Genomic DNA, 22787 nt, shown 5'->3' on the forward strand with positions numbered 1-22787 from the left:
TCAACGTCCAGCCCTAAGCCGTTAAATAAATTTGCAGAATGAAAACATGTAAAAGGGAATTTATTAGAAAAATGAAAGGAGCTATCCGATTCTTATCGGTAACTTTAGTTACGGCAATTTCGTGCGGTGTTGTTTATGGGCAGGATCCGGTACTTCCACAGGCAAATCTTGGTAGTGCAAACATTTTTGATGGATTTGCAGGTGAGCCGGGATTCGTATATCAAGGTTTTGCCCAGATCTTCAATACTCGTTCTATCTATGATGGGGAAGGAAGAAAGACATCCTCAGACCTGAAGATCAACTCCATCGTTCAGATAAATCAGCTAATATATCTTTCACCGGTTGAGGTTTTTAAGGGAAAGCTAGCTTTCATGGTTATAATTCCGGTTGTTCAGATTAATAGTTCGGGCAGTGGCCCACATATTCCCAGGGCTAATCCTTCGGTAGTTGGTGACCTCACTTATGGTACTGCCATTCAGTGGTCCGACAAAAAGTTATTCGGAAAGGCATTTCACCATCGTGCTGAAATTGATGTTAACATTCCTCTTGGAAGTTACTCAAATGAATATCAGATCAATCCTTCTGCACACCTGTGGGGTTTCAGTGGGTACCATGCTTTTACCATGATGTTGACTGACAAGATCAGCATAAGTGCAAGGAATCAATTGAACCTCAATTCTAGGACGATCGGTTCCATGGAAAGGGCCGGTGCTTTTTATAATGGGAACTATTCAGTGGATTACGCCATTATACCGGCGCTACGTGTTGAGGGGGTTGCGTACTATTTGAGGCAGTTTGAACAGGATAGTTTCGCTGGCGACCGAAACTACTACCAAAATAAGTATCAAATAAGCGATACGCGCGAAAGCGTGTTCGGTATTGGCCCCGGACTAGCCTATTTTGCGCCTCACGGACTTTTGTTTGAGGCCAAGGTTATGTTTGAGACCGATGCCCGGAATAGGCCCGCGGGAACCCGTTCAGTTCTTAGAGTAACAATTCCAATCACCAAATAATCTGGGATTATAATAAAAGAAGGTTGGAGTAAATCATAAGTGTATTTTTGGCAGGCCCTTACAAAGTATTTTTTCAACCTACCTTGAGGGATGAACTTAGCTCAGAGTATTAAATTTGGATTTCATCTGTTATTGGTTCTCAAGATTTTGGCGGGTCATAATTTAAACCCGGTGTCAGCCAGTACAAAAGAACCATGCGCGAATAGCGGTAATTAAATGGCGCCAACAAAATAACAACCGCAAAGATTATACTGAGGTAGTACCAAAGGTGTTCAAAGTTTAAAGGTAAGCCAATTATATAGGCTGCTACGGCTATTGTGATCATTTCTGCTACGCTCATGGCATAGCTGACGAACATAGCGACATAAAAATAACCTGGTTCACGTTCGTATTTTAGATTACAATGCGGGCAGTTAAGATTCATTTTTTGCATTTTTAATCCGTACGCCGGTCCGGAAAATACTTTACCTATACGGCATCTAGGACATTTTGCTTGTATTACTCCGTCCCATTGCGAGACATACTTTGGTTGAATAGGATGTTCTCTGTTGTTCATTTTAATAAAATTTCTTAGTGATATTTATACTTACTAATTCATTGTTCTGCATTCTGCCACAGGCTAATTGTTGCTATAATCACGCTGTTTAGTTCAAACTGACATGCCTGCAAGATCATATTTTCAGTTCAATGTGATATTTTAAAGGAAGCCTTATTAAAGGGCTTCCTTCGGGTTCATGCTGTTGTCTATTTTAGAACATCTCATTAGCAACTAAATATACCGGTGGAGGACTGTTAGAAAGAATAGCAACGGATGGATTAAAAAAATACCGTTTTTTTTGTTCCGTTCAACTAATTCTAGATTGTACATTATCTTGGCATATGCTGTTGCAATTCCTGCATATCTATTCCAAGGCCTTTGGCAACTCCCATTCCCAGAGGAACACTGGCTCTAAACCAATGACACAATTGACGCATGATTATCTCGTTTCGTTTAGACCCCTCGATACCGCTCATTGCTCCAACGATATTACTGATGGTGTTCATACGATCCTGCTCGTTCATTACCCTATCGAATAAAATACCTGGCTGTGTATAGTGGTCATCATCATTTTCATTTCTGTCGAAGTGAGCCACAGTGCTGCTTTCCAGCTGATAAGGTTTCGTCTTGTAGACCGGGTCTTCGTAATTCCCATCGAAACTATTTGGAAAATAATTGGGTGATGCCCCGCCGTTGTCTGTAAATTTCATGGCACCGTCCCTGTGGTAATTATTCACCATAAATGGGCATGCGTTCACAGGTAGATCCTGATAATTTGATCCGATTCTGTATCGTTGCGCGTCTGGATATGATAAAATCCGTCCCTGCAGCATTTTATCAGGGGAGAAGCCAATTCCATCGATAACATTTGAGGGTGAAAAAGCCGCCTGTTCCACGTCACGGAAATAATTTGCCGGAATCTGGTTGAGTTCAAAATATCCTACTTCTATTAATGGATATTCCTGCTGTGGCCATGTTTTGGTAATATCGAAGGGGTTCCAGCGGAAGTTTTTTGCCTGTTCATATGTCATTACCTGGATGGAAACATTGTATCTAGGGAAATCGCCATTAGCAATTGCATTAACAAGATCACGCTGTGCATGATCAGGATCTTCACCCTTCATCTTTACCGATTCTTCATTAGTAAAATTTTCAATTCCCTGTGCTGTTTTGTAATGAAATTTAACATACACAACCTCGTCTGAGGAATTGATCAGCGTGAAAGTATGGCTCCCGAATCCATGCATATTTCTAAAGGTTCTCGGTGTTCCTCTGTCAGACATTAGGATGAGAACCTGATGCAGTGATTCTGGATTCAGTGACCAGAAATCCCACATCGCAGTCGGACTTTTACAGTTTGTATGCGGATCTCTTTTTTGAGTATGGATAAAATCAGGAAATTTTTTCGCATCCTTAATGAAGAATACAGGTGTGTTATTCCCCACCAAATCCCAGTTTCCGTCTTCGGTGTAAAATTTCAATGCAAAACCTCTTGGGTCTCTTTCAGCATCAGCAGATCCCTTTTCACCGCCAACGGTAGAAAATCGTGCAAACATTTTAGTTTCTTTTCCGATTTCCGAAAAAATCTTTGCCCGCGAATATTTCGTGATATCGCCAGTAACTACAAATTTCCCGAATGCACCGGTTCCTTTTGCGTGAACGATACGCTCCGGAATTCTCTCGCGGTTAAACTGGGCCATTTTCTCGTGAAGGAAAAAATCCTCCAATAGCACTGGACCTCTTGGTCCTACTGTAAGTGAATCTTGATAGTGAGGTACTGTTGATCCGGCATTTGTTGTAATTTTCGAATTGTTAGTCATTATAATTGGTTGTTTTAATTTGTTCTGTTAAAAAAATGGTTTGCTAGTAAAAACTTTTTATCTAAATAGAGAGTGCAGTAAGAACACCTGGCTCAAGTACTTTTAACTGATGTTCAATTCCTAGAATTTGGAATGCTTCTCTTAGATTTGTATTGTTTTCTGTGTAATGTGACCAGCCCTCGGAGTGAACAGGGATCAAGATGGACTTTGGAAACGCGGCCGCCGTATCAAGGGCATCGTTTGTACCCATGGTCACATTGAATGGCCCCCGTGGTCGTGCAGCCCCCGCAAAAATAAATATGTAGTCCGGTCTAATACGCTTGGAAAGTGACTCGATTTCATTGTAGTATACCGTATCGCCGGTAATATACAGCTGAATACCATCAGGCGAATCAACTTCAATATGAAACCCGATCACATCACCCGTAATTTTTTCGATTCCCGCTGGACCGTGGCGTGCGGGTGTAGCGGTAACTTTAATTTTTTCTCCGCTCGGAGCTGTGAAAGTACGCTGCTGATGTGGGTCAAGTCCTATTGAATTTGCTTTAAGCCTTTCTGCACCCGCCTTAGTAGTTAGAACTTCACCGACCTCTTTCAAAAAAGACCGTCCTAAACCGTCCAGATTGTCGAAGTGCTGGTCATGGCTCAAAAGGACAATATCGACAGACTTTTCAGGATAGAGCGCAGGACCTGCCAATTTCCTTTCTGTCATCGTTTCATTTAGTTTAAAAAAAGTTCCCTCCGGATCAAGCGTGGGATCCGTCATAAATGTCAATCCTCCGATCTCAATAATTATAGTGGGACCACCTAGGTATGTGGCATATATTTGTTTGCTCTGCATAGTATTCTTGGATAAATTTTTGTTAGTCAATTATTATTGCCTCAGTTTTTTCTTTAGATCGGATAGTTCAGTCTCCAGTCTTTCAATGTATTGTAGTTTTGATTTTATTATCTCTTCAATTTCTACTTCGCTATAGCGAGGTACAATATGTTGAGGGCAGTTCCAGTCGTATGCTTTAATATGAAATAGCAATATTCGCTCTGCCTTAAATTTATAATTTTCGGGTTTTAGATAGTCGTACAATCCCGGATCGTCGTCAATTTCCAAAATCTCAGCTTCAGCGTAAATTTTTAATCTTGCGCGTTTGGGATAGGATACCATTATCAAAGAGACATTCGGATTCGTGGTGATATTACCAACAGATATAAATTGTTTGTTACCACTAAAATCAATGATCCCGATCGTATCTTTATTGATGACTTTTAAAAAGCCCTTTGATCCACCGCGATGTTGTATATATGGAAACCCATTTTCTCCGAAAGATGCCATGTAGAAACTGTCCATTTCCCTGATAAAATTCTCTTCTGTAATGCTAAGGCCATCTACATAGCTGAACTTTTGCATACGGTCGTAGGCAGCTCGACTGCCATTTTTTTCCTGTAGAGCCTTTATAATGTCGGTGAAGGCGATATTAGCATAATTCATCGATCTAATATTAAATAGACTCTATCTGTCTGATCATTTGGTTGGTAAACCCCCATTCATTATCGTACCAGGCCATCACTTTTACAAGGTCACCGTCGACAACTCTTGTCATTTCCATATCAACAGTGGCGGCAAAGGCACTTTTAATGATATCAGTAGATACAAGTGGCTCGTCGGTTACTGCAAGAACTTTACGATAACGATCCGTTTGAGATTCCTCGATCAGGATTTGATTTATCTCTTCGATAGTCGTTGGTCTTTCGGAAACAAAAGTAATATCCGATATGGATCCCACGGGCACTGGTACTCTGACTGCTATACCGTCAAATTTACCGGCATACTGCGGAAGTGCTTTTGTCGTAGCTATTGCGGCACCGGTGGCTGCTGGAGCAAGATTAATACCTGCTGCTCTGCCCATTCTAGGTTCTTTCTTAGATGGAGCATCTATCAATGTCTGAGAGGCAGTATAACCATGTGTTGTGTTGAGTATAGCCTTTTTGATACCAAGTCTTCTGCCCAATATTTCTATCACTGGACTTATATTGTTGGTGGTACAGCTAGCGCATGAAAATACCGAAACTTTGCCGTCTTCAGTATTGACGCCATGTACGACTGTCGGCGTATCTTTAGTAGGACCTGAGATTACTACAAATTTTGCACCTGCAGTTAGATGTTTCTCCGCATCTGCCTTGTTGGTGAAAATTCCGGTACTTTCGATAATTATTTCTGCACTGATATCATTCCAGGGCAGACTTTCAATTTCCCGCAGGCTGGTATACTTTATTCTTTTTCCATCCACTATGAGGCTATCATTTTCGATCTTTACATCCTTCTCATATTTTCCATAGTTACTATCATACTTCAGCAGATATGCAGCATTTTCGATACTCATCAAATCATTGATTCCAACGACTTCGAGGCCTTCAGTTTCTGTTATTATTTTAAGTGCCGCACGTCCGATACGTCCAAATCCATTAATTGCTATTTTTTTCATAACGATCATTTTAATATTGTTTATGTTATTTTCTTGTATTATCTATTGGCTAAGTTCCTCCATATTTCGCTAAAAAAGGATGACATTTGTCAAAAAATTACCTTGACTAAAGTCACCAGATCAGTCCTATATGTTTTGGAAATTTCTAGAAGTGTATAGTTGTAAATGAATTGTGATTAAGACAAATTGTTGTGAAAAATTACGTTTCATATTGCTCTTTTTGGAATTTACACTTTCTTGATCTTCGTGAGTCAAGTTTGTGAGATAATGACATTTATCAATACTTTTTTTTAGCAAAAGTCATCGTTGAACAGTAGAAATTAGGGCAAATTTGTGTCAATCGCCGATCAATTTGGTCGTTACGAAATCAACTAATTTAAACAGAAAGACTATGCACACTAAAGCTTTTAATCCGGAAAATTCAGCAGTACTTTTAATTGATCACCAAATAGGTACAATGGGCTGGACACATTCACATGACATCAATCTTGTCAAGCAAAATGCCATTAAACTGGCTAAAATTGCAGCTGCCTTAAACCTTCCAGTCATATTGACATCCAGTATGGAAGAAAATGTCCAGGGTCCTTTAATTCCGGAACTTGAGGAGATTTTACCAGAGGCATTTGCAGCGCGTATCAAGCGTCCCGGCATTGTGAATGCAATGCATCACGATGGTTTTAATCATGCGGTAAAAGTCTTGGAACGTAAGAAGTTGTTTGTAGCCGGAGTTACAACGGAAATCTGTGTTACTTTCCCGGTTTTACAGATGCTGGACGAAGGTTACGAAGTGCAGGTCTCTGCCGATGCATCTGCTTCATATACGAAGTATGGTGATGAACTGGCGCTAGCTCGCATGCGCGCTGCTGGAGCCATTATTACAACTGTCGACCAGATTATTTCTGAACTGGCAATTGACTGGACAAGTCCGAACGGCCAAAAATTAGTGGGTATACTAAATTACCATTAGATCCGACAGGTCAATTTGGCTATCGTAAAACCTTGTGTCCTAATCTCTCAAAAATCCTTCGCTAGCTGTAGTTACTATTTGAAAATGAGAAAAACGAATATTTTTTAGAATAGGAAAAATTGATAACTATTCGGGAAAGGGTGACTAACAGACGCTTTGTTATTATGATCAACTTTGTACTGTCAAATTACTTAAAACAAATTAAAAATTAAAAAACAATATTATGGCACGTATTAAAACAGTAGATCCGGCAGAAGCTACCGGAAAAGCAAAAGAACTTTTAGATGTTGTAAAATCCAAAATGGGCATGGTTCCCAATATGATGAGAACGATGGCTAATTCTCCAGCGGTACTTAACGGTTACCTTGGATTTAGCAGTGCTCTTGGCGCTTCTTCACTTGGCGGTAAATTGGGCGAGTTGATCGCTTTGACAGTCGCAAATGAAAACGGATGTAATTATTGTAATTCAGCCCACAGTTTTGTAGCTGGCAAAATGGGTATCAAAGATGAAGATGTTGTCGGTGCGAGAAACGCTAATTCTACGGATCCAAAGATAAATGCAGCATTGATTTTCAGCAAAGAAATTTTGGATAACCGTGGTGCGGTCTCTCAGGTAGCGTTAGCCAATGTAAGAGCTGCAGGCTATGAAGATCAGCAGATCGTTGAAATTTTAGCTCAGGTTTCACTTAGTATTTTCACAAACTATGTCAATATCCTCGCCGATACAGATATTGATTTTCCAAAACTGGCACCAATTGAAAAGAATTAATCACTTATAAATATTTAAACAATGAAAACAACTTTTAAAACAGAAAAAATCAACGGAGTAGACATTTTTTACAGAGAGGCTGGAGATAAGAGCAAGCCGACATTAGTTTTGCTTCACGGGTATCCTACGTCCTCACATATGTACCGCAATCTGATCCAGTCCTTGTCTCATAAATACCATTTGATTGCTCCTGATTATCCTGGGTATGGTAGAAGCGAGCAGCCCCCGATGGCAGAATTTGAATATACATTTGACAATTTCGCCAAAATAATTACCGCTCTCCTGAATAAGCTCGATATTCAAAAGTATAGTTTATATCTGATGGACTATGGTGCACCTATCGGTTTCAGAATCGCGAGCGCAAGTCCTGAGAAGATTGATACCCTTATTGTGCAGAACGGCTGTGCGTATGAAGAGGGATTAGAAGCCTTTTGGGATCCTATTAAGGCATACTGGGCTGACAGAAACAACAAAGAAGCCGAAAATACGTTAAGAGGCTTCCATGATCTTAATGGTTTGAAATGGCAGTATACACACAATGTGCCTGATCAGAGCGTTGTTTCACCTGACAATTGGGAAATTGATCTTAGACATCTCGAAAGGCCAGAAAACGGCGCAATACAGCTGGCATTGTTTTATGACTATCAAACAAATGTGCCATTATATCCTAGCTGGCAGCAGTACTTTAGAGATTATCAACCTGAAATGCTGATTGTTTACGGAAAAGACGATTATATTTTTCCGGGGTCAGGAGCTGAGGCATTCAAAAAAGATGTTAAGAACTTAGAGTTTCATCTGTTTGATGCAGGGCATTTTGCTCTTGAATCTCATGGTGAGGAAATATCCGCGATCATAGATGATTTTCTTGATAGAAAGGTTCTTTCAGTTTAGGATTCATTGCTAAGCAAATAGAAGATAGAAATGTTTTACTACCAGTACCCTAATAAACTACTGGTAGTAACATCTCAGCTATAAGATAGCTAAAATTTTAAAAATATTATAAATCTAAAATATTACAATATGGAACAGAGACATCCTTTACCTCCGTTTACACTGGAGACAGCTTTAAAGAAAGTTCAGTTGGCAGAAGATGCCTGGAATTCTAAAGACCCTGAAAAAGTTGCGCAGGCGTATACCATAGATAGTGAATGGAGAAATAGATCCACCTTCATAAACGGTAGGCAGCAGATCATTGAATTTTTAACTGGAAAGTGGGAGAGGGAGCTTGATTATAAGTTAAAAAAGGAATTGTGGGCATTTACAGATAACAGAATCGCCGTTCGTTATGAATACGAATTTCGTAATGCTGAGGGACAGTGGTTTCGTGCATATGGGAATGAAAATTGGGAATATGACGAAAATGGACTGATGCAGAGGAGGTTTGCTAGTGTGAACGACCTTGAGATCGAAGAATCTGAGCGCAGATTGTAGTAAGTTGTCTGAAGCTGTATTTTGAAAAGCGGGATTTTTTATTATTTTTGGTACACGTACTATTTATGAGCTACCAAAAAAATTAATAAAGAATGTATGACCCGCTTTTTAACTATATCGAACGATACAGCGATGTGGAGCTGCTAACTTGTGAAAAAGAACGTGTTGCCAGTATCATGAAACCAAAAAAACTTCGTCGTAGACAATTGTTTCTCGAGGAAGGTAAAATTTGCGCTTACACGGGATTTATACTAAAAGGTGCTGCGCGACAATTCACAATTCCGGAGAATGGTACGGAGTGTATCAACCAGTTATGTATTGAGAACTGGTGGATTACAGATCGCGATAGTTTTATAAATCGTATTCCGTCAATTTATTATATCGAGGCTTGGGAAGATACAGATCTATTAGTTTTTCAAAGACAGGACCTTGAGGTGCTACTTAAGATACCTGCAATTCAGAGGATGTTTTGGAAAATGAGTGAAAATAATCAGATCGCTTCCCAGAAACGTCTGGACGCGGCAATTAGTTTGAATGCGTTGCAACGTTATGAGCGGTTCTTGCGATGTTATCCTGAAATAGCACAGCGATTTCCGCTTCATCACATTGCCTCCTATCTGGGAGTATCAAAAGAAACTTTAAGCCGAGTTAGAAAACCACGTGTGAAATAGTACTTCTATAGCAACAAAACATTTTTACTAATTGATATTTGTCAACGTCAAGTTGAAAACTCTATTGTATGTTTGTGAAGACTAAAAGAGTTTCACCAAATGTTATGTCAAGACACGTAACCTTGATAGGACATTAAAAAACAGGGAAAAGCAAATTATGATCTTTACAAACAATTCACATGAGGTTTTACAGATTTACGATTTAAATCCAACCGATAAAGATGTCATTTTGAATGTCAAAAAAACTGACATGACATTTATATGGAATACGGGTAAAAAGCTTGATATGGTCATCGACAAAGTTCCCTATGAACTTGAACATAACCAGATCATTTTTCTTACAGAGTTTCATCGCATAGATGAAATCACTTTTGAATCTGCACGAATGGTAAGATTTAATCAGCCATTTTATTGTATTGTCAATCATGATAATGAGGTTGGTAGCAAGGGGCTACTTTTCTTTGGAGCCACCGAAATTCCTATCGTAACCATCTCGGAAAGCATGCTGAGCGATTTTGAGAAATCATGGGATATTTTCTGCAGTGAGATGAAGAATTCGGATATATTGCAACAAGATATGCTGCAAGCACTTTTAAAGAGATTCCTTATCCTTTCTGTCCGGATTTTAAGACAGAATAAAAATTTTGACCGTATTGATGCAAGTCAGGGCGATATTATCAGGGAATTTAACTATTTGGTTGAAAGACATTTCGCAGAGCATCATGACGTAGCCTTCTATGCCTCCCAGCTGAACAAATCTCCCAAAACGCTTTCCAATCTGTTTTCTCTGATTTCTGATAGGGCGCCCTTAAACATTATTCATGATCGGATTATGATTCATGCTAGGCGGCAAATTAATTACTCAAATCTATCAATCAAGGAAATCGCATATGAGTTAGGTTATGATAATATCCAGACTTTTAGCCGATTTTTCAAGGCAAAGGAAGGAGTTTCCCCAGGACAATATCGCAAAAAATATACTGAGATAGTGGCATAACACAGATTCTGTAAAAGGTCAATACAATATTAAGAAGATAAATACCCGAAAAATATTTTAGTTATGAGTTTTGAAGGCAAGATGAAGGCAGCTTTTTATGAAAAGCAAGGTTCTGCTGCGGAAGTTTTAAAAGTGCAGGAAATTCCGATACCTCTTCCCGGTCCCGGACAAGTTCGTGTGAAAATCGCTGTGTCCGGAGTTAACCCTTCTGATATAAAAACCAGGACAGGCTTTACGGGAAGTATGCCTTTTTCAAGAATAATACCGCATCAGGATGGTGCTGGGGTAATCGATCTGGTCGGAGAAGGGGTCGAGGAGAGTAGAATTAACCAAAGAGTTTGGATTTATGAAGCGCAATACGGAAAGAGTGATGGCTCAGCAGCAGAATATGCAATTGTCGAAGCTCATCGTGCTGTCTTGTTGCCAAGTGATGTAAATTTTGAGGTCGGTGCGTCCTTAGGTGTACCTGCTTTAACAGCACACTATTGTTTATTTGCTGATGGAGATATAAAGGGCAAAAAGATCTTGGTACAAGGGGGAGCGGGAGCAGTTGGTGAGGCCGCCATTCTTTTGGCCAAGTGGGCCGGAGCGTGGGTTGCCACCACTGTACGTGATATTAAAGATAAGCAGGGAGTACTTTCGAAAGGAGCTGATTTAGTTATCCATTTGGGAAGTGAAAATGTTGAAGATGAAATCAGAATGGCAACCCAAGGTACTGGTGTCTCTAAAATAGTAGAAGTGGATCTAGCGGCAAATTACGATGTCGATGTTCGATGCCTGGATAATACTGGCACTATTAGTACTTATTCTGTTAGTTCGCCAGAACAGACTGTACCAGTGGGAGTACTAGAGCTTATTAAACGCAATGTTGCATTACGTTTTGCTTATGTCTACACGATTCCTGAAGAGTTTAAAAGGAAGGCCGTAGGAGATATCACTAACTGTCTTGCGACCGGCGATTATAGACCAACCATTGGAAAAATATTTCCCTTAGCGCAGATTGACCAGGCACATGAGGCAGTAGAAATGCGCAAGGTTAAGGGAAAGATTTTGGTATCGTTATAATCATTCAGTAAACTCGTTGTTTAAAAATCGTTTTACATACCTTTAGTAAGAGTTCTTCATTGACCAGCATTTACGAATCCTATTTAGATATATTGAAGAAAATCAGGATTGAGTTTAAGTCTTGAAGACGATACTGCTATTGAAGAAAAGTTTAAACCGAGGCGGCTCAAAAAGAGGCAATATCTTTTGCAGGAAATAGATGTATGTAAATACGCGGCCTTTATTGTTGAAGGTGCTGCAAGGGTGTTTTCGGTATGTGAGAAAGGTCATGAGTTAATGGCTTTTAGTTAAAGGATACTATACAATATTTTAGAGCTTCAAGAAAAGTAAAATCCCCTTACATGATGTAAAGGGATTTTCACTCAATAAATGACAACGTCCCGGTTACCATTTATTTTACAATAATAGAAACAGAGTACCATAGCAGGCATCCTATTATCTTCTTAACTATTTGCCAGAATTTTTTTAATTGAATCAAGAGCTTGAGCTATCAGCTTTAGATTTGCGTCTGGGAGAACATCCGGTTTATTGTTCGTTTCATTGTCATCAAAACAGTGGTCTTCTAAAAAGCCTAATTTATCATCCATATCATATTCATTCTTTTTGCTAAGTTTCTCCTTTAGTTGTTGCATTTCTACACTGATTGATTCCTGTTCAGTAATAGCATATTCCTCCGTCTGTTTTACGGAATAGTGGCCCATCATTTCCTTAACCACATGAATTGGAACACCATTCTTCAGTGTTACGGTACTGCCAAATGTCCTCCTGGCCTTATGGGTATTGAGCTCGCCGGACAAATCGCAGATTGCGGCAATTTCTTTTAGATATTCGTTCATTTTTTGATTGGATTTAACTGGCAGTACAGATCCTCGCTCTATACACAATGGATGACTTTTATAGCGTTCCATAATTTCAATCGCTTGGGGTAGAAGAGGAATATCTGTCTTCGATTTTGATTTTTGTCGATTTGACATAATCCATAAGCTTCCGTCGATTCCATTTTTAATATCGCTCGGCTTTAGCTGGTAGGCATCAATGTAAGCGAGTCCTGTATAACATTGAAAAACGAATATATCTCTTATGACAGAAAGTCGCTCAGAAGAAAATACTTTGTTTTCTAGTCGTTGAAGCTCTTCTGAAGAGAGCGGCTTTTTATTGCATTTAGTTTTTTTGCTTTTAAACATTTTAAAGGGGTCCTTAGGAATGATATCTTTTGCAATGGCTCTAAGAACAATCGTTTTAAAATTGGCAATATATTTTAAAGCTGTGTTATTGCTACAGTTTCTGACGGTCTTTAAATAAAGTTCATAATCCTTGACGAATTCATAATTCAACTCTCTGAATTCAAGGTCTTCCCGGCCATACTTATATTTAATAAATTCAGCAACATGGGAGCGGGCTGTCGTATAACGCTCAAATGTACCGTAAGCATATTCTCCTTTTTTAACAAGCGCCAACATTTCATCATTATGCAATTGGAATTCCTCTAAAACTTTGACTTTCGATACATTTTTCCCTTTAACAAAATCAATGATCTTCTGGGAGGTAATAGTCTGATCACTATTGATAAGTTCAGTTCTATAATTTAAAACACGATTGAACAGGGAATCCAGAAAGTAATTAAGGGATTTGGCATCCTCTTTACTTCCATTAGCCCTTTCGGCTTTCTGGCTCCAACGGGTAACATCCCATTTTCGTTTTGTTGAAATTTCCTTCGGAATACCATCTACGGTTACTCTCAGATAAACAGCTCTTAAATTCTCTTTTTTTACAGGTGTCTTTAAAAAGAAGGCGACACCAAAACTTTTTTCAAGCATAATTCAATTTTTATTAAGTTAAATTTCGAAATATGTTGCTCTTTTGTCAAGTCGTTAAACAGCTTTACATGTTGATATACAGTAATTTACACCGCTTTTTGTGGCATTTTTTTTTGACTTTTAAAATTGCCACGAATTTGCCACAAAAATTAGGAGTGTTTTTGAAAATTTTGCGAATTCCCACCTAAAGAAAAAGCCTGTAATTTTTAAAAATTACAGGCTTTAAAGCTTTTTAGACCATCTAGGAGCTATTTGCTTCTAGTTACTTGCGGAGAGTGAGGGATTCGAACCCCCGGACCTGTTACAGTCAACAGTTTTCAAGACTGCCGCAATCGACCACTCTGCCAACTCTCCTTAAACTCCGATTATATCGTTGTTTTCAGTGGTGCAAATATAGGATGTTTTTAAATTCTGACAAATTTTTTTTGATTATTTTTTCGTTAAAAATAATAAGGAGCTGTGATTCAATATAATTTATTCTTGTAAGTGGTAATTATGAGTTAAATGCTAATTGGATCAAATGAGATAATTTATATAAAATCCCCGAGAATGATAAGATTGTATTTTTTGGAAAAACCAGACGCGGTAATTTTATTTAGAGTGAACGCCCTTATCATATTTTATATAAAATATCATTTGGCATGGAAAATAATAATATATGAACGGAATTTAATTTAGCTGTAAATGTTTATAAATCTGTTGTTTATTTTGTTTTAAGATATGGATTTTAAATTTAAATAATTAAAGTATAGAAAATTTCTGTAATTCTTTTTGTGCTTTCAGGTACATTATGTGTAATTTTATGCTTTAAACGTTTAAACATTTATTAACAGTAATATAATGGAAAAATACAGTTATGGCATCGTCGGCCTTGGTGTGATGGGGAGAAATCTTCTTTACAATATTGCCGATAATGGATTTTCTATTGCGGGTTTTGATCTTGATAATGAAAAGGTTAAAGATCTTGAAAACGGGGCAACACCTAATATGATAGTTGCAGGTACCGATTCTCTGGAAGAGTTTGTATCCAAATTGGAAGCTCCCCGAAAAATAATTCTTATGGTACCCGCAGGTAATCCTGTCGATGCAGTTTTGCAGAATATTACTCCTCTGCTGAGCAAAGGTGACATCGTTATCGATGCCGGTAATTCTTATTTCAAGGATACCAACAGACGTGTTGACCAACTGGCTGCCGTAGGCTTGCATTTTATGGGAATGGGGGTTTCCGGAGGAGAAAAAGGAGCAAGAAGAGGCCCTAGTATTATGCCGGGAGGAGATCTTGAAGCTTTCGGTCTTCTTCAGCCGATGTTGGAAGCGATTTCTGCAAAAGTGGATGGTGAAGCCTGTACTGCATACATGGGGAAAGGTTCTGCCGGAAACTACGTGAAAATGGTTCACAACGGAATAGAGTATGCCATTATGCAATTGATTACCGAGGCTTATGATTTGCTTAGAAAAGGAGCAGGCCTGAATAACGATCAGCTATACGACGTTTTCAAAGAATGGAATAACGGTGAAATGAACTCATTCTTAATTGAAATCACAAGAGATATTTTCCAGCAAAAAGATGATTTAACAGACGGTTATCTTGTTGATATGATTTTAGATAAAGCCGGAGCAAAAGGAACGGGAAAATGGACTTCCGAGCAGGCAATGGAAATCGGTGTTTCGATCCCGACGATTGATACGGCGGTTACTTCAAGAATTATATCTGCTTATAAAGAAGAGAGAATAAAAGCTTCTCAGCTATATTCTAAGGATGAAATTGTGAAGCCGGAAAATGCAGAGTTATTCATCAAAGAGGTTGGTGATGCGCTTTATCTGGCTACTTTAATCAGTTATGCACAAGGTTTGGCATTATTGGTAAAAGCATCTGAAGAATATCAGTTTGAAATCCCATTAAAAGATGTTGTAAAAATCTGGAGAGGAGGATGTATTATCCGTTCTGTTTTATTGGAAAAATTCTATTTAGCGTATTCAAAAGACGAAAATTTATCTAATATTTTATTGGATCAGGAAATTTCTGAAATCGTTAAGGAAAAAATTACGTCGTTAAGAAAAACGGCTGCTTTTGCGGTTTCAAACGGAATTTCAACCATAGGAACGCAAACAGCATTAGGATATTTTGATGCCTATACTACAGAATCTCTTCCTGTGAATCTGCTTCAGGCGCAGAGAGATTATTTTGGGGCTCATACCTATCAGAGAATTGACAGAGAAGGAGTTTTCCATACGTCTTGGCAAAGTGCAAATAATTAATATTCGGAAAATGAGTGAAAATAAAACCCTGCAGCCCACTACCATTATTATCTTTGGAGCGACGGGAGATCTAGCAAAAAGAAAACTTTTTCCGGCATTTTATAATTTATATATCGACGGAAGAATGCCTAAGGGGTTTAATATTGTAGCCTTAGGAAGAGCAGATAATACGGAAGAGTATTTCAAAACATATATCAAAGAAAATCTTGAAAGTTTCTCCAGAAAAAAAGTAACAGCAGGAGATTGGGCGGGCTTTCAGGCTCACATTACCTATTTTCAGCATCAGCTGGATGAAGAAAAATCTTATCAGGATCTTCACGAAAAACTGGATAAATTTGATACAGTTTACGGAACAAGAGGAAACAGGCTGTTTTACCTTTCCATAGGTCCGAATTTTGTTTCTACGATTTCCAATCACATCAAAAATACTTCTTTGGCTTCTGATCCTCAGAAAGACCGAATTATTATTGAAAAACCTTTCGGTCACAACAAACAATCTGCGATTGAACTGAACAGTTTACTGGCTGAAACTTTTGAAGAGGAACAGATCTACCGTATTGATCATTACTTAGGAAAAGAAACGGTACAGAATATTTTGGCTTTCAGATTTGGAAATTCAATTTTCGAACCTTTGTGGGATCGTCATCATATAGAATCTGTGCAGATTACCGTAGCTGAAGAAGTGGGGGTAGAAACCAGAGGAAGCTTTTACGAACAGACGGGAGCTTTAAGAGATATGATCCAAAACCATTTATTGCAGATTCTGTGTATGGTGGCTATGGAACCGCCGGCGTCATTGGAATCGGGTGAGATCAGAGACCGTAAAGTGGACGTTCTTAAAGCAATTCGCAGAATTTCACCCGAAACAGTAGACCAATATGCCGTACGGGGACAATACGGAAAAGGAACCATAAACGGAGTAAAAGTAAAAGGCTATAGACAGGAAGACGGAATTGCAGAAAATTCAAATACAGAAACTTTTGCCGCTGTCAACTTCTATCTGGACAACGAAAGATGGCAGGACGTTCCTTTTTATGTTCGTACCGGTAAAAAAATGAAGGAAAAGCATTCTTACATTACCATTCAGTTTAAACCTCTTCCTCATTCCACATTCTCAGAAAGTTCACAACTTTTATCAGCTAATAAACTGATTATCAATATTCAGCCTTTGATGGATATCAGGCTTCAGTTTATGACTAAAATGCCGGGGCTTTCATTGGATCTTAAGCCTGTAGAAATGATCTTTGATTATTTTGCATGTCAGGAAAACACTCCGGAAGCCTACGAAACATTGCTGTTAGATGCTCTTTTAGGAGATCTTACTTTATTCATGCGTTCCGATCAGGTAGAAGAAGCCTGGGATGTGGTTAAAACGATACAGGAAGCCTGGGAAAACAGCAAAGATTCGTCTTTTCCTAACTATGATGCAGGAAGCTGGGGTCCTGAAGACAGTTTTACAATGGTAGAAAGACAGGGGCACACCTGGGCATAGTCTTTATTAACTTAATAAAAGTAAGATGAATATTACAGTATTTGAAGATTTAGATACATTATATAAAGATGCAGCGGATATTTTTGTAGATCTTTCAGAAAAATCTATCCAAAAGCATGGCCGTTTTACGGTAGCACTAAGTGGGGGTTCTTCTCCTAAAGCTATTTTCAGTTTACTGGCAACAGAAGATTATGCCAATAAAATAGACTGGGGGAAAGTATATTTTTTCTGGGTAGATGAAAGATGGGTTCCTTTGGATGATGAGAAAAGCAATGCAAAAATGACTTTTGAAGCTCTTCTTAATAAAGTTCCTGTTCAGAAAGACCATATTTTCCCAATGTATCAGGATGGTATTGATGCTGAAGAGTATGCCAAAGAATATGAGCAGAAAATTAAAAATGTTCTCGGAGAAGAGGGAATTTTTGATTTTATCTTGTTAGGAATGGGGGATGACGGACATACAGCGTCTCTTTTCCCGGGCGAGAAAATTTTGGAAGAAAAAGAGAAATGGGTAGATGCATTTTATCTTACATCTCAGGAAATGTTCAGAATTACTTTAACAGAGCCTGTGCTTAACAAAGCTGAGAATATCTTAATTGTAACCTTCGGAGAATCTAAGAAGCATGCTTTAAACGAAGTGCTGAACGGAGAATATAATCCTGAAATGTATCCTATGCAACTGATTAATCAGCGGGAAGGAGTGCATATTTTAACGGATAAAAAGGCGTATCCTCAGCCGTAAAAAGAATCAATAAAAATAAAATGAAAAGCTGTAATGTAAGAATTGCAGCTTTTTTCTTTACAAGTCTGTTTAGACAATTTTAAATTTACCCGCAAAAGGGATAAAAGCTATTTTATAAGCGTTATTAAATGACAAAAAGCCATCAAAAGCATAAAAATCAAAAGTTTTTAAGTGCTCATGTGTTATTTTTTTTACCTTAAATGATAAGCTTCAAATATATTATCCCAATCTTTTGTGTCTTTTGAGGTTAAATTTAAAAAGTTTAAACAAGTTTTTATGTAAAAAAGCACAGCTTCAACATTCTGAAACTGTGCCTGTGTATTAATCATATCTTATATTACCAACCTAAATAATAGTCGGGACTCAGCCAATAAGGACGGTCTAGCCCGAAGTATTCCTGCAGCATTTTTTCTGCTTCACAGAAAGCACCTTCTACCCATCCCTGCTGATCAGAATAAGCTTCTCCACAGATATGAATTTGTTCGTCGTGAAGAGGTTTTCTCATGTAAGGCATTACTTTTTCAACGGAATATCCGGCTTTCCAGGCGTGGTATCCAGCTCCGAAAGGCTCGTCAGTCCAGTCTTTAAAATAAGTGACATAAGGTTCCGGAATGGTTACAGTGTCCCCATGAAGTTCTCTTAGCTGGTTCATTACTTCTCCCACCATCAGCTTTGTTGCCTGTACGTGGTCCAACTCGTGGAGTTCTCTCAATGATGCAGATTTGGCAGCTTTTACTTCAAAAAGAACTTCATCTTCGGTAAGTGCTTTCCAGAAAGTTTCTGTTTCCATATCTCCGTAACTTCCCAACAGCATTGAATTTTTTGTTTCCTGATCGGTACCGAAATAATAGCATTGTCTCATTGGTAGATCTGTAATAGAGTGCCCGGAATCTATTCCCAGTTCTTTCCACCAGGGATATTCAAATCCCATTAGTATTTTAAAGGCAGGTTCCATAATGACAGATTCTATATTGTTGTGAAGAACCGTATTATTGCTGTTAAAGAAAAAGTTATTCTGATCCAAAAGTTCGAGCGACTTTCTCGGCATGGCCAAAACAATGGAATTGGCATACACTTTCCAGGTTTTATTGGTTTTAAGATTAAGGAAAGTGAGTTCGTATTGATGGGTGCCTAACAATGGATGATCTTTTGTGAAGTTCAACAGTTTGTTTTCAGACCAGATAGTGGCACCTTCATGCTGCATGTAAGAATTTGCCACGGCATATGCAATACTGTCATATCCTTCTTCAATGGTTTTGTAAACGGTACCTTCCGAAAAATCTCCTACCATATAAGGAAAAGCTTCCGCCGAATTCCAGTTGATGGTGTTGGAATAATAACCTCCTGCATTAGCCAGAAACTGATAACCTTCCTGCGAAACCTGGTCTTTGATTAAGTTCCAGAAACCTATTTCATTTACTTTGCGCTGATTATATGAAGAACCCGGGAAATTGTAGACTAATTTTGGCTTGATATCATCCCAGTCTCTGCTGTCTAGTTTAAAAGTGTAATCATAAACAGAAGTACCCTTCAGAATTTTGCTTCCGTAAGTTTCAGCCACCCAAGGATCTGCCATTAAAACATCATAAATAATCTTATTGAACAGCTGATCCGAACTGAAACCCAGATCATTTTCATTTAAATAATATCTTGTGATTAATTTTTTACCTTTATCTTGGCTTTCGTTCCATGCATTCTGTGTAGTACGCTCTTTTCGCAGATACATTAACAATTTTGATGGATCTCCCATAGGAAAAGGAACCGGTGTCATCGTATCTTTCAAAACAGGGGTACGTTGATCAGGATCTGCCGAAAGCGGATAACCTTCAATTAAAGTGGTTACGATTTGCTGCGAAGTCAGGTAACGCATACCGCCCAGTTCGCCCCAGAAATTCATTCCCGGAAGGATGACTGATTCTAATCTTCCGCCCAGTTTATCATTCATATCGAAGATCTGTACATCGTGAGCTTTGAATTTTTTATCGGTTACCAAACGGTAAGCAGTATACAATCCTGAAGTTCCGGCGCCAATGATGGCAACTTCTATTTTTAAATCCGGATGCATACCGGAGTTTAAAGGTGTGTTTTTGTTCATGGTATTTTTTAGTTTTAAAGTGCTTTAAAGTATTTTCTTCCAAGCTGAAAAGGCGTAATATCAAAATCTGTATGTCCGTCCAATGCAAGATCGGCCATTATTTTTCCTAAGAAAGGAGTGAATTTTGCTGCCCAGCCTGTTGCATACAAAACGATATTTTTGTGATTGGGAACATAGCCCGGCGCAAAATCAATTAATAATTCTTTGTTGGGAAGCTTGCTTAATGAAATAAGGCAAGTCGAGGTATATTCAGGCTCTGTGGCAAGACCCGTCATGTGATTTTTCACCCATTCTGAAGTATATTCCAGTTCCTGTTGATTCGGAATTAATGTTCTGTCGTTCGGTTCGTCTAAAGGATTGATCACAAAATCGGGAGCTACACGAATGTATTCAGGATGATCCCAGTCTACGGAAGGGAAGCCGTAAAACTGATTGCCGTTGTCACCCGTCGCATTCTGAAACACAAACCACGTCGGATACTGAATATCAGGATCTGTTTTTCTGAAATAAGCCGAAGACATGTTCCAATATGTTGCCTCAATTTTGAAATCAAGCAAATTGATTACACTGTTGATATAAGGTCCCGGGATGATCGCCAGTTTTTTGGTGATATAGCTTCCGTTGGGTGTAATCACTTCAAAAAGATCACCCATTTGTTCGATTTTCAGAACAGGAGAATTTTCTTCCAAATGTACTGTTTCAGATTTTTTGCAAAGGTCTAAAAGCGTTTCAATGGTTGCTTTAAAATTAATGCTCGCTCCATCAGGCTGAAATAATCCGGTGTAAGTATCCGGAAGATTTCTGAATTGGTATTTTTCCTCAATTTCTTTAGAGGTTAGAGTAGTATAGGGAACATTTAATGCTTTTAAGGCTTCTTCAGCTTCAGCGATATTTCCTTCTGTCGAATGTACATTCGGATCTCCGAACCAAAGTGTTCCTACTTTATCAAGTAACGGAGTTTCTGTTTCTTTCTGCAGCTCATCCCAATAAGGCTGGGAGTCCAAAGCCATCTGTACCATGTACTGATCCGGATACGGAATCCTGAATTGGCGGGAAACTCCTGCAGAGCTTCCTAATTGGTTGACAAAAGTAAATTGTTCAAGAACTAAAGTATTAGCCTTGCGCTTCCCGAGATGATAGGCTGTGGCAAGACCTATTGCTCCACCTCCGATGACGATTACGTCGTAGTTTTCCTGAGTCATGTGTTTATTATGTTTTCAATTTTAATGGCGAAATATGAGTCACTCGAAAGACAGAAATGGCAAATGTTTTTCTGCCAAATGATCCGGCTGTTGAGATCCTTATCTTCCGATGATATATTTAATAAAGGAAAATAAAAAGCCGGTACAATCATCTAAGATTATGAGTCTGCATTATTCTTAGGCTATCCAAAGTAATGAAGATTCTCATTTTTGTGGTAGCGGGAAAATGACCAATTATGGTATTAGGTATAAATACGTAATCTTATCAAAACAGAATTCAAATTAAAATAGCAGTACATAAAACAAAGTTTTTTTAAGTCCGGTAATGTCTGTTTAACTTCCAAAAATGTCCGTTTGAAGTACTTTCTGAGTAACTGGCTTGTTGATGCGCTGTATGTTTGCATCATAATCTTACAAAAATAAACGACAATGAAAACAATTAGAAAAATTTCAGTTACAGGGGCTCTATGTCTTACGCTTTTTTCAACATTTGCGATGTCTTGCACAAGCGAAAACGACATTACGGTTACTCAGGAAAAACCTGCAGCTACCCATCAGGATGCTAAAACTCAGTTTGTGGATGTGAAAGGAACTTCATTCGCTTACCGGGTTATAGGGAGAGAAAACGGAACTCCTCTTGTGTTATTTCCCGGTCTGGGAGGTTCTATGGACGACTGGGATCCTGCGGTTACAGACGGATTGGCACAAAAATACAGGGTAATTATATTTGATAATAAGGGGGTGGCCGCTTCTAAGGGGACAACTCCCAACGATATTCAGGCAATGGCCAATGACGCGATAGATTTTATTGATGCTCTGCATTTAAACAAAGTCAACATTATGGGATTTTCTATGGGTGGCTTTATTGCACAAAGAGTCGCATTAACGAAACCTGCTTTAATCAATAAAATAATTTTAACGGGAACAGGCCCGAAAGGAGCAATCGGCCTGTCAGATTTGCCCAATATTGTTGCCAGCACAGCCGGGTTAAGCCCTGAAGAATCTTTTTTGAAGTTTGGGTTTACACAATCTGCACAAAGTATTGCAGCCGGAAAGGCAGCGTACGCAAGAATTCAGCTTCGTACAAACGACAGGGATCTTGGACTGAGCGATGCGACCTCAGCAGCACAGTTTACTGCGGTCTTGAGCTGGGCACAGCCGAATGCCGACGCTCTTGAAGAACTGAAAACCATTCATAAACCCGTACTGATCGTGCATGGTGAAAATGATCTTCCGGTAGCCGTTCAAAACGCTTATAATATGTCTCAAAAGATCGAAAATTCAGAATTGGTAGTCTTCCCGGATTCTGGACATGCTTCTTTTTTCCAGAATCATGATGCTTTTGTGGCAAAAGCTCTTCAGTTTTTAAATAAATAGATTTTTGTTTTTTCATAACCGAGACCTTAACGTATTGATGTTAAGGTCTTTT

General features: G+C 38.7%; 20 protein-coding genes and 1 tRNA gene. 12 read left to right on the forward strand and 9 right to left on the reverse strand.

Features of this window, described 5'->3' with window-relative positions; genetic code table 11:
* Positions 1–38 precede the first annotated feature (38 nt).
* Complete coding sequence (locus BUA89_RS20680; RefSeq protein WP_072963398.1) at positions 39–1013, forward strand: SphA family protein; 975 nt, start codon at positions 39–41, stop codon at positions 1011–1013.
* A 139-nt stretch (positions 1014–1152) separates the two neighbouring features.
* Here the strand turns inward: BUA89_RS20680 and BUA89_RS20685 are convergent, their stop codons facing one another.
* The 5 genes from BUA89_RS20685 to BUA89_RS20705 form a co-directional block, all read right to left on the reverse strand.
* Complete coding sequence (locus tag BUA89_RS20685; protein WP_072963401.1) at positions 1153–1569, reverse strand: DUF983 domain-containing protein; 417 nt, start codon at positions 1567–1569, stop codon at positions 1153–1155.
* Positions 1570–1880: 311 nt separating this feature from the next.
* On the reverse strand, positions 1881–3371 hold the full coding sequence (locus tag BUA89_RS20690; RefSeq protein WP_072963404.1) for a catalase: 1491 nt from the start codon (positions 3369–3371) through the stop codon (positions 1881–1883).
* Between the two features lie 61 nt (positions 3372–3432).
* The gene (locus BUA89_RS20695; protein WP_072963407.1) at positions 3433–4212 is read right to left on the reverse strand and encodes an MBL fold metallo-hydrolase; all 780 of its coding nucleotides are present in this window, start codon (positions 4210–4212) and stop codon (positions 3433–3435) included.
* A gap of 33 nt (positions 4213–4245) precedes the next feature.
* The gene (locus BUA89_RS20700; RefSeq protein WP_072963410.1) at positions 4246–4857 is read right to left on the reverse strand and encodes a pyridoxamine 5'-phosphate oxidase family protein; all 612 of its coding nucleotides are present in this window, start codon (positions 4855–4857) and stop codon (positions 4246–4248) included.
* 10 nt (positions 4858–4867) lie between these two features.
* Positions 4868–5851, reverse strand: a complete 984-nt coding sequence (locus BUA89_RS20705) for a type I glyceraldehyde-3-phosphate dehydrogenase (protein ID WP_072963572.1) — start codon at positions 5849–5851, stop codon at positions 4868–4870.
* Positions 5852–6242: 391 nt separating this feature from the next.
* Between BUA89_RS20705 and BUA89_RS20710 the strand changes: the two genes are divergently transcribed.
* The 7 genes from BUA89_RS20710 to BUA89_RS20740 all read left to right on the forward strand — a co-directional run bounded on the left by BUA89_RS20710 (position 6243) and on the right by BUA89_RS20740 (position 11751).
* Positions 6243–6818, forward strand: a complete 576-nt coding sequence (locus BUA89_RS20710) for an isochorismatase family protein (RefSeq protein WP_072963413.1) — start codon at positions 6243–6245, stop codon at positions 6816–6818.
* A 223-nt stretch (positions 6819–7041) separates the two neighbouring features.
* Positions 7042–7587, forward strand: a complete 546-nt coding sequence (locus tag BUA89_RS20715; protein ID WP_072963417.1) for a carboxymuconolactone decarboxylase family protein — start codon at positions 7042–7044, stop codon at positions 7585–7587.
* A 21-nt stretch (positions 7588–7608) separates the two neighbouring features.
* Positions 7609–8478: an alpha/beta fold hydrolase gene (locus tag BUA89_RS20720; protein ID WP_072963420.1), complete on the forward strand. Its 870-nt coding sequence runs from the start codon at positions 7609–7611 to the stop codon at positions 8476–8478.
* Between the two features lie 129 nt (positions 8479–8607).
* A complete protein-coding gene (locus BUA89_RS20725) occupies positions 8608–9018 on the forward strand; it encodes a nuclear transport factor 2 family protein (RefSeq protein WP_072963423.1) in 411 nt (136 codons plus the stop codon).
* A gap of 92 nt (positions 9019–9110) precedes the next feature.
* Positions 9111–9689: a Crp/Fnr family transcriptional regulator gene (locus BUA89_RS20730; protein ID WP_072963426.1), complete on the forward strand. Its 579-nt coding sequence runs from the start codon at positions 9111–9113 to the stop codon at positions 9687–9689.
* Between the two features lie 157 nt (positions 9690–9846).
* Positions 9847–10686: a helix-turn-helix domain-containing protein gene (locus tag BUA89_RS20735; RefSeq protein ID WP_072963429.1), complete on the forward strand. Its 840-nt coding sequence runs from the start codon at positions 9847–9849 to the stop codon at positions 10684–10686.
* 63 nt (positions 10687–10749) lie between these two features.
* Positions 10750–11751, forward strand: a complete 1002-nt coding sequence (locus BUA89_RS20740; protein WP_228420653.1) for an NADPH:quinone reductase — start codon at positions 10750–10752, stop codon at positions 11749–11751.
* 443 nt (positions 11752–12194) lie between these two features.
* Here BUA89_RS20740 and BUA89_RS20750 read toward each other — a convergent pair whose 3' ends face one another.
* Together BUA89_RS20750 and BUA89_RS20755 are read right to left on the reverse strand one after the other, a co-directional pair.
* Positions 12195–13568 (reverse strand): site-specific integrase, encoded by a 1374-nt coding sequence (locus BUA89_RS20750; protein ID WP_072963434.1) that lies wholly within the window; start codon positions 13566–13568, stop codon positions 12195–12197.
* Between the two features lie 269 nt (positions 13569–13837).
* Positions 13838–13922: transfer RNA gene (locus BUA89_RS20755), tRNA-Ser, on the reverse strand.
* Between the two features lie 486 nt (positions 13923–14408).
* Between BUA89_RS20755 and gndA the strand changes: the two genes are divergently transcribed.
* Genes gndA through pgl form a run of 3 tightly spaced genes read left to right on the forward strand, consistent with a single transcriptional unit; the run spans position 14409 to position 18061 of the window.
* Positions 14409–15827, forward strand: coding sequence for an NADP-dependent phosphogluconate dehydrogenase (gene gndA, locus BUA89_RS20760; RefSeq protein WP_072963438.1), 1419 nt, complete (start codon positions 14409–14411; stop codon positions 15825–15827).
* 10 nt (positions 15828–15837) lie between these two features.
* Complete coding sequence (gene zwf, locus BUA89_RS20765; RefSeq protein ID WP_072963441.1) at positions 15838–17319, forward strand: glucose-6-phosphate dehydrogenase; 1482 nt, start codon at positions 15838–15840, stop codon at positions 17317–17319.
* Between the two features lie 25 nt (positions 17320–17344).
* Positions 17345–18061, forward strand: a complete 717-nt coding sequence (gene pgl / locus BUA89_RS20770; protein WP_072963444.1) for a 6-phosphogluconolactonase — start codon at positions 17345–17347, stop codon at positions 18059–18061.
* Positions 18062–18398: 337 nt separating this feature from the next.
* On the opposite strand, the gene BUA89_RS20775 is transcribed toward pgl, so the two are convergent.
* Together BUA89_RS20775 and BUA89_RS20780 are read right to left on the reverse strand one after the other, a co-directional pair.
* Positions 18399–20156, reverse strand: a complete 1758-nt coding sequence (locus BUA89_RS20775; RefSeq protein WP_072963448.1) for a flavin monoamine oxidase family protein — start codon at positions 20154–20156, stop codon at positions 18399–18401.
* A gap of 14 nt (positions 20157–20170) precedes the next feature.
* A complete protein-coding gene (locus BUA89_RS20780) occupies positions 20171–21358 on the reverse strand; it encodes an FAD-dependent oxidoreductase (protein WP_072963451.1) in 1188 nt (395 codons plus the stop codon).
* A 429-nt stretch (positions 21359–21787) separates the two neighbouring features.
* Between BUA89_RS20780 and BUA89_RS20785 the strand changes: the two genes are divergently transcribed.
* On the forward strand, positions 21788–22735 hold the full coding sequence (locus BUA89_RS20785; protein ID WP_083531751.1) for an alpha/beta fold hydrolase: 948 nt from the start codon (positions 21788–21790) through the stop codon (positions 22733–22735).
* Positions 22736–22787 lie beyond the last annotated feature (52 nt).

The sequence above is a fragment of the Chryseobacterium arachidis genome, assembly GCF_900129245.1.
In the GTDB taxonomy this organism is placed as follows: Bacteria; Bacteroidota; Bacteroidia; order Flavobacteriales; family Weeksellaceae; genus Chryseobacterium; species Chryseobacterium arachidis.

Excerpts from the sequence above, each read along its gene's own strand:
- BUA89_RS20680 (WP_072963398.1), top strand. The coding sequence starts at position 39 with ATGAAAACATGTAAAAGGGAATTTATTAGAAAAATGAAAGGAGCTATC.
- BUA89_RS20685 (WP_072963401.1), bottom strand. The coding sequence starts at position 1,569 with ATGAACAACAGAGAACATCCTATTCAACCAAAGTATGTCTCGCAATGG.
- BUA89_RS20690 (WP_072963404.1), bottom strand. The coding sequence starts at position 3,371 with ATGACTAACAATTCGAAAATTACAACAAATGCCGGATCAACAGTACCT.
- BUA89_RS20695 (WP_072963407.1), bottom strand. The coding sequence starts at position 4,212 with ATGCAGAGCAAACAAATATATGCCACATACCTAGGTGGTCCCACTATA.
- BUA89_RS20700 (WP_072963410.1), bottom strand. The coding sequence starts at position 4,857 with ATGAATTATGCTAATATCGCCTTCACCGACATTATAAAGGCTCTACAG.
- BUA89_RS20705 (WP_072963572.1), bottom strand. The coding sequence starts at position 5,851 with ATGAAAAAAATAGCAATTAATGGATTTGGACGTATCGGACGTGCGGCA.
- BUA89_RS20710 (WP_072963413.1), top strand. The coding sequence starts at position 6,243 with ATGCACACTAAAGCTTTTAATCCGGAAAATTCAGCAGTACTTTTAATT.
- BUA89_RS20715 (WP_072963417.1), top strand. The coding sequence starts at position 7,042 with ATGGCACGTATTAAAACAGTAGATCCGGCAGAAGCTACCGGAAAAGCA.
- BUA89_RS20720 (WP_072963420.1), top strand. The coding sequence starts at position 7,609 with ATGAAAACAACTTTTAAAACAGAAAAAATCAACGGAGTAGACATTTTT.
- BUA89_RS20725 (WP_072963423.1), top strand. The coding sequence starts at position 8,608 with ATGGAACAGAGACATCCTTTACCTCCGTTTACACTGGAGACAGCTTTA.
- BUA89_RS20730 (WP_072963426.1), top strand. The coding sequence starts at position 9,111 with ATGTATGACCCGCTTTTTAACTATATCGAACGATACAGCGATGTGGAG.
- BUA89_RS20735 (WP_072963429.1), top strand. The coding sequence starts at position 9,847 with ATGATCTTTACAAACAATTCACATGAGGTTTTACAGATTTACGATTTA.
- BUA89_RS20740 (WP_228420653.1), top strand. The coding sequence starts at position 10,750 with ATGAGTTTTGAAGGCAAGATGAAGGCAGCTTTTTATGAAAAGCAAGGT.
- BUA89_RS20750 (WP_072963434.1), bottom strand. The coding sequence starts at position 13,568 with ATGCTTGAAAAAAGTTTTGGTGTCGCCTTCTTTTTAAAGACACCTGTA.
- gndA (WP_072963438.1), top strand. The coding sequence starts at position 14,409 with ATGGAAAAATACAGTTATGGCATCGTCGGCCTTGGTGTGATGGGGAGA.
- zwf (WP_072963441.1), top strand. The coding sequence starts at position 15,838 with ATGAGTGAAAATAAAACCCTGCAGCCCACTACCATTATTATCTTTGGA.
- pgl (WP_072963444.1), top strand. The coding sequence starts at position 17,345 with ATGAATATTACAGTATTTGAAGATTTAGATACATTATATAAAGATGCA.
- BUA89_RS20775 (WP_072963448.1), bottom strand. The coding sequence starts at position 20,156 with ATGAACAAAAACACACCTTTAAACTCCGGTATGCATCCGGATTTAAAA.
- BUA89_RS20780 (WP_072963451.1), bottom strand. The coding sequence starts at position 21,358 with ATGACTCAGGAAAACTACGACGTAATCGTCATCGGAGGTGGAGCAATA.
- BUA89_RS20785 (WP_083531751.1), top strand. The coding sequence starts at position 21,788 with ATGAAAACAATTAGAAAAATTTCAGTTACAGGGGCTCTATGTCTTACG.